The following is an 8,637-nucleotide window of genomic DNA, read 5'->3' as shown; positions in this document are numbered from 1 at the left end:
GGCCGGACATGCTCTTCGCCGACCGCGGCTACGACCACGACAAGTACCGGCGACTGCTGCGGAAACGCGGTATCCGGCCCCTGATCGCCGAACGCGGACAGCCGCACGGCTCCGGCCTGGGCATCTTCCGCTGGGTCGTCGAACGCACCATCTCCTGGCTCCACGGCTTCCGACGCCTGCGCATCCGCTGGGAAAGACGCGACGACATCCACGAAGCCTTCCTCGGCCTCGCCACCTGCCTCATCACCCACCGTCACGTCCAACGTCTTTGTTAGGACCTCTTAGTGGCGATCAGATCTGCGGGGGTGCAGTCGAAGATGTCGCAGAGCGCGGCCAGCACCGGTAGGGACAGCCGCTCGGGGGTTCCGGTGACCAGGCGGTGGATCTGAGAGAGCGAAAGGTTGATGCCGCGATCGGCGAGTGGCGAGGCGAGCTCGCTGGTGGTGAACATCCCGGCGGTGGCCATCCGCTCGCGCAGCCGCCACTGATAGCTGACCTGGCGTTTCATCAGGCCCTCCTCGCGGGCTTGAGCGCGGCCTCGATGGTGGCGTCCAGGGCTCGGCGCAGGGTGCGGGTGCGGAAGTCGGAAGACACGCAGGTATAGATGGCGGTGGTGGACGCGTGATCGTGGCCGGCCTGCTGCTGCACGAACAGCGCGTCCCAACCGTCCTCGATCAGGTGGGTGACATAGGATCTTCGCAGCGAGTGGAAATCCAGGACCGGCTCCAGGCCGAGGTCGTCGCGGTAGGCGGCGAAGCGGGAGTCCAGCCGTTGTAGTCCGACCCGCCGGCCGCGTTCGGACGGCCATAGTGCGGGCCCGTCCGCGTGCCGCATAGCGGGCCTCACCTCGCTGACCCACTGGTCGAGGATCTCGGCCGTCCAGTCCCAGACGGTCAGGATGCTGCGGCGCTTCGGGGGCGAGCCCTTCTTCGCCTTGCCGTGGCGGACGTAGCAAACGCCGTACTCGCCGAACTCCGCCCCTTCGGGGTTGCGGCCGAAGTCGGCCGTGTCCAGCATCCGCGTCTCGTTGCGCCGCAGCCCGTAGGCGTACGCAGTCTTGAACAGCATCGCGTCACGGAAAGCAGGCAGCCAGCCCTTGCGGCCACGGCCGCGGACCCGGCTCACCTCGTCGTCGGCGTGGTCGAAGAACGCCTGTAACTCGTCCCGGGTAAAGGCCCGTTTTGGGGCCTCGGCCTCGCACTCCTGCGTGTGCACGGCGGTATTCCACTCATGACACACCTGGATCGGATGGGTGCCGAAGCGGCGCTCGCACTCGGCCGCCCAGCCGTAGGCCGGGTCGATGGCGTAATCGCAGAACAACCGCACTGCCCCCTGGTGGCCGCGCAGGGGTCGAGCGGACGCAGCCGCCGACCGCCCGAGGGTCGCCGAACCACTCGTCCGCCAGCGTCGAGGACCAGCTCCACGGAAAGGCATCCGCGTGCGCGGTGAATGCCCGCACCTTTCGCTCCCGGCCGTTGATGGTCGATAACGCGAGGTTCCGCGCCAGCTGCTGGTTCCGCCAGCCGTCCAGCATCGCCTCGAAGACCTGCTCCTCCGGCCGCAACAGCGGCACGCCGTCGGCCAGGTGTAGCCGCACGGTCCCCGGTGCCAATCCGTCCTTGCCCACCAATTCGTCACGCTCCGTAGGTCGCATCGAGCGCGAGAATCTCGCATCAGATGCGAAGCCCAGAGGGGAACGGCAGGCACGCCATCCGATCGAGTGAAGCAGAACGACACGACCTCGCCCTCCGGCGCCGTCTCAGCAAGCATGCGGCGGGGCCTCTGTCCGCTGATCAGCGGCTTGTCCGTGCCCGCCCGACCAACGCAGCGAATGTGCGTCCAGTTCGCACCGGATGGATTCGCGTCGGTCCCGAGGTGAGCGAGGAGCTGTACAGCGCCACCGCGCAGAAGCTGTCCGACGGCGTCGGCCGTATCTTCGACGCAATGGCTTCTTGCCCGAAGTACCAGGTGATCTCGGGCAGCACCACCATCGACATGACCACTCAAACCGCGACCGCTCCCGACCTCGGCGACGATCAGTGGACCCAGCTGCTCACCTACTCTGTCGGCGGGCAGCGTAGTGCCGTCAAGCAGACGGCGATCCGCACGGGGAACATCGTCGTAGTCGTCTCTGGCTCACCAGCGCTCGTCAGCACCCATCTAGATGTACTGACCGGAGACGTTGATTGAGAGCAGGGGTTCTGATCGGCAATCAGGCTGCGGGGGTTGGGTGTCTGTCAGCCAGGTCCCTGGCGAGCTGACTGATGCGTGTGCGGGCCGCCTCTGGTGCGAGCACCTCGATGTGGTCGCCGAACTGGAGGAGCTGACGCACCGACTCGATCTCGGGGTAGCGCACGATGACGACGCGCGAGCCGTTTTCCGGGTCGGAGACATGGTGGATGCGGGTGCCGAGGATGCGTCGCGCCAGATCGAGGCCATTTTCCGGCAGGCGGATGGTTACGCTCACACGATCTTGCCCCTCGGTGCGTTTCTTCAACGCAGCCCATCTGGTGCGGAGGCTTTCGTCTGGTTGGAGTACGGCTGGCGCGTCGAGTTGTTCGAAGGCCGAAAGTCGTTCCAGAGCGAGCAGCCGGCTGTCCCCCTGGTCATCGGCGACGAGATACCAGCGACCTGATTTCGCCACGATCCCGTACGGGTCAACCACCCGTGTCGAGGCCTGGCTCTCGGCGCTGCGCCGGTACTGGATTCGAAGGCGTCGACAGTGTCGCAGGGCCGAGGCCAGATCCGATACATCGACCGCTGCCTCGGGGGCAGCAAACCACGCGGCGCTGTCGACGAGCACCAGGTCCGCCAGCCGCAGCGGGCTCGGCGACTCAGGTGCTGCAGTCTGGCGAGCGGCGATCTTGCGCTCCGCCGACTCCCACACCGCAGACAGGCCCATTCGCTCACGTTGTGCGCTGTCCAAGCCAGCTACGGAGAGGGCCTCCAGCTCTGGTGGTTCCAGATGGGATGCGTTGAGCCGTGCGCTGGGGAGCAGGACGATCCCGCCGTTACGCCCGCGTTCGGCATAGACGGGCACACCCGCTGTCGAGAGCGCCTCGACATCCCGCAGCACAGTACGCCGGGACACCTCAAGACGCGCGGCGAGCTCCGTCGTAGTGAGCCGCTGACGGGTCTGCAGGAGCAACAGGAGATGCAAGAGCCTTGAAGCCTTCATGCTGACCCATGTTCTCAGAAAAGATGACAGGTTCTGTCGCGATGGGGCGATCCACTGGGTGCTGTACCGAGTAATCAACGAGTTGAGGAGCGCTCCATGCCCACACCGAACCTGTTCCTGATCGGCGTCCGCGACGCCGAGGCCGCCACCGCCTTCTACCGTGACCTGTTCGAGATCGAACCGACCTTCACCAGTCCCCACTACGTAGCTTTCGAAGCTGCCCCCGGTGTCCTGTTCGCGCTGTGGACGGGCTACAGCGAGCACGCGGTCCCGAGCACCCCTCGTACGACCGAGATCGGACTCATGGTGCCGGGGCCACCGGAGGCGATCGACGAGATCTTCACGAGTTGGGCCTCGAAGGGAGTCCACGTCGTGCAGGAGCCGCACGATGCTGTCTTCGGCCGCACGTTCGTGATCACAGACCCCGACGGCAACCTCATCCGAGTCTCCCCAGTCGACTGAGCCGCACAATCCCTACCCACATGTCTCCAGGCTGAAGGGCCGGCCACACACCATGGCCGGCCCTTCAGCCTGTCCAGGAGCTCAGAAATGTCCCATACGAACGCGGCCCTCACACCGCGCCACCGTCTGAAAGTCGCTCGACTCGTCGCTGACGACGGCTGGCCCATCAGCGAAGTCGCGGCCCGATTCCAGGTGTCCTGGCCGACCGTGAAGCGCTGGCTCGACCGCTACCTCGCAGGCGAGTCCATGCAGGACCGATCCTCACGACCGCGGAGCTCGCCGGCCAAGACACCCAAGACCGTGACGAAGAGGTGCGTCAGCCTACGACTACGTCTGCGGGAAGGGCCGGTCCAGCTCGCTGCGAGACTCAACATCGCCCCGTCGACAGTGCACCGAATCCTGCGATCGGCCCGCCTGAACCGACTTGCCTACGTCGACCGCGCGTCCGGCGAGCCCGTCCGCCGGTATGAGCACGACCATCCGGGATCGCTGGTGCATGTGGACGTGAAGAAGCTCGGGAATATCCCCGACGGCGGCGGCTGGCGCTACGTCGGTCGCCGCCAAGGCGAAAAACACCGCTCCGCGACTCCTGGCAAGTCACGCAACGCCTACGGCGGCCCGAAGCTCGGATACGCGTTTGTGCACACCGTCATCGATGACCACTCTCGCGTCGCATACACCGAGGTCCACGATGACGAGACGTCCATGACCGCAGTCAGCGTGCTGCACAGCGCGGTGGAGTGGTTCGCCGCGCGCGGCGTCACCATCGAGAGGTGCTCTCGGACAACGGAGGTGCCTATCGGTCAAACCTGTGGCGGGACACGTGCGACGCGCTGTCGATCACGCCGAAGTTCACGCGCCCTTACCGTCCGCAGACCAACGGGAAGGTCGAGCGCTTCCACCGCACCCTGGCCGACGGCTGGGCCTACGCCCGCTGCTACACCAGCGAGCAAGAACGACGAGACGCACTGTCCGGCTGGCTCCACCAGTACAACCATCACCGTCCGCACACCGCGTGTGGCAGTCAGCCGCCGTTCACACGATTGACTAACGTCCCCGGTCAGTACATCTAGAGAAGGCCCTCGCCAAGGCCCGCTCCCGTGGCTGAGTCGTCCGCCCCTGGAGACCGTTCGAAGGAAGGACCATCCAAAATGTGCTCTGCACGCGGCTACTCCTCAACGCCCGATGCACCGCCTCCCCTTTGGCTGGGCAGCGGAACGGCACTGCTGTTTGGCCTGTTCACCTCATCGTTCACCGGCAACGCCCAGTGGTGGCTGGTGGGCGTTGCCGGGGGAGCGAGCGTGGGCCTCATCGCGTTCGGCACCCAGCTCATCCTTCGGCACGCTGACGTGAATTAGGACTGGCACTGTCGTACAGGCGGTGTCCGTCTGGGCGAGGCCCGCAAGGGCTCCGGTAGCAAGACCGCTACACAGTGCCCCTGTGGATGCCGATTGGCATCCACAGGGGCACTGTCATGTCGCCATCGGCTACGAGTGGTGCAGGCGCCCCCGCTCGTTGACCAGGCGTTCCTCGGCGTCTGTGACGTCGTACAGCAGCACCGCACTCGTGGGAACGTCGGGCTCCGGCGGGCGTGGGTCGTCTGCTTCCAGCAGCCTGAGCACACGTTGGGGAAGCGGCCTGAGTGCCGTCTGGGCGTCCCCCATTGCCGGCGTCTCGTCCAGGCGCGTCCTGAGCTCTGGGGCGTCTCCGAGGTCTGAATGGTCTCGTCGCACATGGCTCGGAGTCGAGAACCCTTCGGGATTGACTCGCCCCAGTGCTTCCAGTCCGGATTGTTCCAACGCCGCGCTTCGCCGCTGTATCGCCTTCAGTGTGGCGACGCCACGAGAATCCCGTACTTCTTTGGGTTCCTGCACGTCGCACAACACCTGATTCCACGGCGCGGACATCTGCCGGAGCCGCTGGTGGCTGATGTTCCGGTAGTGGCCGTACAGGTCATTATCGATCACGAGTCGGAAGAGTGCCGCCTGCACATGGAAGGCGGACAACAGCGTGCAGCCGTAGTGCGATTGGTCTGATGCCGTATGACCGCACAGGCCCTGCGCAAGGCCCTGGGCGACGGTCCACGGCCCGCGGTGGTTGTACAGGAGGTATACGGGAACGCACTGCGTGATGAGCGCGTCATGGACGAGGAGGTCACACTGCAGAGCTGAACGTTCATGAAGCCAGTACCAAAAGCCGTACTGACCTTTTCGGGATTGTTTCTTGGCCTGGATCCTCAGACCTATTCCGTGGGACCGGTTGTGGATCCAAAGCTCCCAGTCGGCACCGTTGAAACTCTCCTGCCTCTTGGTGAACTGAATGGCTTTCAGGCGGTGTCCCATGGCTTGCCGCAGGTGCCGGATGTGGAGATCCGTGAAGGTCTCCTCGCCTGGTGGTGGAGCATGGCGATAGCCGTCACCAAGCCAGTGGAAGGTGTCGGAGGCCATCCACTTCAACAGGCCGCAGAGCGACGGGCGCTGGCCGGGCCAGATATCAACGGGACCGTGACGGTACGGCGTGATCATGGGCCTATCAGACCACTGCTGCGCTCACCATCCAAGGGCGGGCACGACCCCCGTGTACGCCGAAGGCCCGCCAGGCCAAAGGGCCTGACAGGCCACGGGTGTTGGGCATGACCACGCTCTGGCGCTCACCGCTCGCGAGCTGTTCTCGGCGTCGCAGGGTCCACGCGCTCCACGGTGACCACGCGCTCGCGGCGCAGGCGCGCCCCGCTCAGGCGGACCTCGCGGCGCGCTCGCCCGGGCCTCCGTGCGCAGCGGGGACATGACGGTGACCCGCTCGGCAATCGCGGCGCCGCCCGCGCGGCCCAGGCGAGGAATCCGTTGGAGCCGCAGCGCTCGCAGCGCTGAGCCTCGGCAGCGGGCAGCGGGTTCGTCGGGGACACCTCTGCCAGGTCTGAGGTGTGAACGCGGCCTGCGGAGGGCAGGGCCCGACAACGTGCCGGGCCCTGCTGGTCAGCCGCGGTGGACGATGGTGAGTCGCTTCTCCGCGCTCTGTGGCAGCCGGTGGCGTGCCACCGGGGCCGGGGAGGCGAGCGAAGCGGCGAAGGCCGCGACCAGCTCGTGGGGGACGCTCGGGCTGAAGTTCGCGCACCACAGGTAGGGGGCGGCGAACGTGGGCTCGGCCCATGCCTGCCAGCCCATCAGGTCCTCCCGCAGGGCGGCGTCGGCGATCAGGTCCGGCAGCATCTCGAGCGAGATGTGCGAGGCGAAGCCGGGATCCGTGGCGGCGGTGCGGGGGCGGTCCACGTCACGGATCCAGCCCTGGGCGCTCAGAGCCGTGACCACCGCCTCGGGCTCCTCGAAGCCCATGTCGGGCACCGCGCTGGCGTCGAGCGCGACGAGGAAGTCGTGAAGTGCCTCGTGCGGTACGCCGGTGGTGAAGTACGCGTTCCACTGCACCAGGGCACTGTCGGCATCCGAACGCGCGGAGATCTGCAGGGCCACGCACAGGCCGCCGAGGGTGAACGGGCTGCTGGCCAGGATCCATTCGGCGCCGCGCAGCTCGTCGGGGCTCACGTACAGCAGGGTGTCGCGGGAGGTCGGCCACATGCGCCACCCCAGGCCGGTAAGGGTGTCCCCGATGCGCTCGGCGAGGACGTCGTCATCGCCGGCCAGATGGCGCGGGGTGACCCAGCGCACGGCGTCCGGCGAAGCGGGGTGGGAGGGATCAGTGGGATGGTGCGGGTGCAGGGGCGCCTCCGTGGGCTCGGGGGTGGTTCACTGCCCGCCGCTGGGGCGGGTGCCGCGCCGTCGGCGTGGCGGGGCCTCGGTGGGTGCGTGCCAGGTCAGCGCTACCGCGACGGCGGGCAACAGGGGACCGAACTGTTCGGCCTCGTCCTCGTCCGGCTCGGTGAGGAGCAGCACGGGACGGTCCTTCTCATCGCGGGCGGCGGTAACGGGACCCGCGCGGTGGGCCATCGGGAAGTCGGGGTTGAGGGCGAGTTGCACGACGGCGTCGCGGTCGCAGGCCGACAGCTGGTCGAGCAGGTCGCCGACGGTCGTCTCGGGCAGGGCGCCGAGCGGCTCGGCGTCCTTGGCCTCGGCGATGAACACCACCGGCCGGCCGGCGTCGTCACGGGTGGGGACCACGCCGCCCAGGCGGCGGGCCGTGCGGGCGAAGGGGTTGATCCACAGGCGGACCACCACGTCGCGGTCGCTGGCGGACAGGCGGTCCAGCAGGTCGCCGACGGTCAACTCCGGGGCCAAGACGCATCTCCTTGCAGTAGCGGGCGCCCCCGCAGGGGCCGAGGGCAGGGTACGTGCCGTAGGTGAGCAGCGGCTCTGTTCCGTGCAGGGTCTGCGGTCGGTTCACAGAGGCCGGGAGGTGGCCAGGACGCGCTGGACCGTGGCCGCGACGATCTCCGCCGGCGTTTCGGTGTCGAATCGGATCCGGTAGCCGGGGACCTTGGCGGTGCCGGTGACAGCGAGGGTCCAGCCGTCGCCGTCGGTGCCGGGGCGGCCGAGGGGGAACCATCCGAGGTAGAAGCGGCCGTCCTTGCTGCTGACGTGGACGTCGGCGCGGTCGTCCACGACGAGGTGGAAGAACTCGGCCTTGAACAGGTCGGTGACCATCGTCGGCTGGCCGGGGCCCAGCTGCCACGAGCGCAGCCGCAAGGCTTCGGTGGTGGTGGAGAATCCGGGGGTGGACGCGTCCACGGTCATGGGCATCACCTCTCTGACCTGGGGTTTCAGGGAAGGTCGTCTACGTTGACATGCCCCTGGCGGCTTATACCAGTCCTTTCGCGATCTTTCCTGTCTGCCCCCGGCGAACTGCTGTCCGTCGTCATCCAAACCAGTCGTTCTGGCAATGAAGTCAGGCCAACAGCGCTAGGGCCTGTCTGACAAATGATTACCCCGTGGACTCGCGGAGCCAGAGGATCAAGGAAGCCAGGACTACTCCGGCACGGTAGCGGTCGCCGAGCTTGTCGAACCGGGTCGCGATCGCGCGGAACTGCTTGAGGCGGGCGAAGCATC

11 protein-coding genes and 2 pseudogenes are annotated in these 8,637 nt (G+C 67.1%); 5 read left to right on the top strand and 8 right to left on the bottom strand.

Going from position 1 to position 8,637, the window contains the following annotated elements; all coding sequences use genetic code 11:
• On the top strand, nucleotides 1-275 hold a 275-nt coding region (locus tag ACZ6JY_RS40660), incomplete at its 5' end, for a transposase (protein ID WP_469204628.1).
• Here the strand turns inward: ACZ6JY_RS40660 and ACZ6JY_RS40655 are convergent.
• The gene (locus ACZ6JY_RS40655) at nucleotides 272-508 is read right to left on the bottom strand and encodes a helix-turn-helix domain-containing protein (RefSeq protein WP_469204626.1); all 237 of its coding nucleotides are present in this window, start codon (nucleotides 506-508) and stop codon (nucleotides 272-274) included. The genes ACZ6JY_RS40660 and ACZ6JY_RS40655 overlap by 4 nt on opposite strands.
• Complete coding sequence (locus ACZ6JY_RS40650; protein ID WP_469204625.1) at nucleotides 508-1,320, bottom strand: tyrosine-type recombinase/integrase; 813 nt, start codon at nucleotides 1,318-1,320, stop codon at nucleotides 508-510. Before ACZ6JY_RS40650 ends, ACZ6JY_RS40655 begins: the two co-directional genes overlap by 1 nt.
• A 555-nt stretch (nucleotides 1,321-1,875) precedes the next feature.
• On the opposite strand from ACZ6JY_RS40650, the gene ACZ6JY_RS40645 reads away from it, so the two are divergent.
• Nucleotides 1,876-2,190, top strand: coding sequence for a hypothetical protein (locus tag ACZ6JY_RS40645; protein ID WP_469204623.1), 315 nt, complete (start codon nucleotides 1,876-1,878; stop codon nucleotides 2,188-2,190).
• Nucleotides 2,191-2,212: 22 nt separating this feature from the next.
• On the opposite strand, the gene ACZ6JY_RS40640 is transcribed toward ACZ6JY_RS40645, so the two are convergent.
• The gene (locus tag ACZ6JY_RS40640; protein ID WP_469204621.1) at nucleotides 2,213-3,178 is read right to left on the bottom strand and encodes a helix-turn-helix transcriptional regulator; all 966 of its coding nucleotides are present in this window, start codon (nucleotides 3,176-3,178) and stop codon (nucleotides 2,213-2,215) included.
• 96 nt (nucleotides 3,179-3,274) lie between these two features.
• Here ACZ6JY_RS40640 and ACZ6JY_RS40635 point away from each other — a divergent pair, with 96 nt between their 5' ends.
• The 3 genes and pseudogenes from ACZ6JY_RS40635 to ACZ6JY_RS40625 all read left to right on the top strand — a co-directional run bounded on the left by ACZ6JY_RS40635 (nucleotide 3,275) and on the right by ACZ6JY_RS40625 (nucleotide 4,998).
• Nucleotides 3,275-3,640 carry a VOC family protein gene (locus tag ACZ6JY_RS40635; protein WP_469204619.1) on the top strand — a complete coding sequence of 122 codons (366 nt, stop codon included), beginning with the start codon at nucleotides 3,275-3,277 and terminating at the stop codon, nucleotides 3,638-3,640.
• 87 nt (nucleotides 3,641-3,727) lie between these two features.
• Nucleotides 3,728-4,713 (top strand): annotated as a pseudogene (locus ACZ6JY_RS40630) (IS481 family transposase).
• A gap of 78 nt (nucleotides 4,714-4,791) precedes the next feature.
• Entirely contained in the window at nucleotides 4,792-4,998 is a 207-nt protein-coding gene (locus ACZ6JY_RS40625; RefSeq protein ID WP_469204617.1) for a hypothetical protein, read from the top strand.
• Nucleotides 4,999-5,127: 129 nt separating this feature from the next.
• Here the strand turns inward: ACZ6JY_RS40625 and ACZ6JY_RS40620 are convergent, their stop codons facing one another.
• From ACZ6JY_RS40620 to ACZ6JY_RS40600, 5 genes and pseudogenes are all read right to left on the bottom strand, one after another.
• Complete coding sequence (locus ACZ6JY_RS40620) at nucleotides 5,128-6,165, bottom strand: DUF6615 family protein (protein ID WP_469204616.1); 1,038 nt, start codon at nucleotides 6,163-6,165, stop codon at nucleotides 5,128-5,130.
• A gap of 450 nt (nucleotides 6,166-6,615) precedes the next feature.
• A complete protein-coding gene (locus ACZ6JY_RS40615) occupies nucleotides 6,616-7,302 on the bottom strand; it encodes an SPDY domain-containing protein (protein WP_469204614.1) in 687 nt (228 codons plus the stop codon).
• Nucleotides 7,303-7,380: 78 nt separating this feature from the next.
• Nucleotides 7,381-7,869: a hypothetical protein gene (locus tag ACZ6JY_RS40610; protein ID WP_469204613.1), complete on the bottom strand. Its 489-nt coding sequence runs from the start codon at nucleotides 7,867-7,869 to the stop codon at nucleotides 7,381-7,383.
• A gap of 102 nt (nucleotides 7,870-7,971) precedes the next feature.
• Nucleotides 7,972-8,325 carry an SPDY domain-containing protein gene (locus ACZ6JY_RS40605; protein ID WP_205033604.1) on the bottom strand — a complete coding sequence of 118 codons (354 nt, stop codon included), beginning with the start codon at nucleotides 8,323-8,325 and terminating at the stop codon, nucleotides 7,972-7,974.
• Nucleotides 8,326-8,490: 165 nt separating this feature from the next.
• Nucleotides 8,491-8,637 (bottom strand): annotated as a pseudogene (locus ACZ6JY_RS40600) (IS5/IS1182 family transposase); the annotation flags it as partial.

The sequence above is a fragment of the Streptomyces sp. NPDC046335 genome (assembly GCF_055587985.1).
This window is presented reverse-complemented; position numbering and strand designations above follow the sequence as displayed.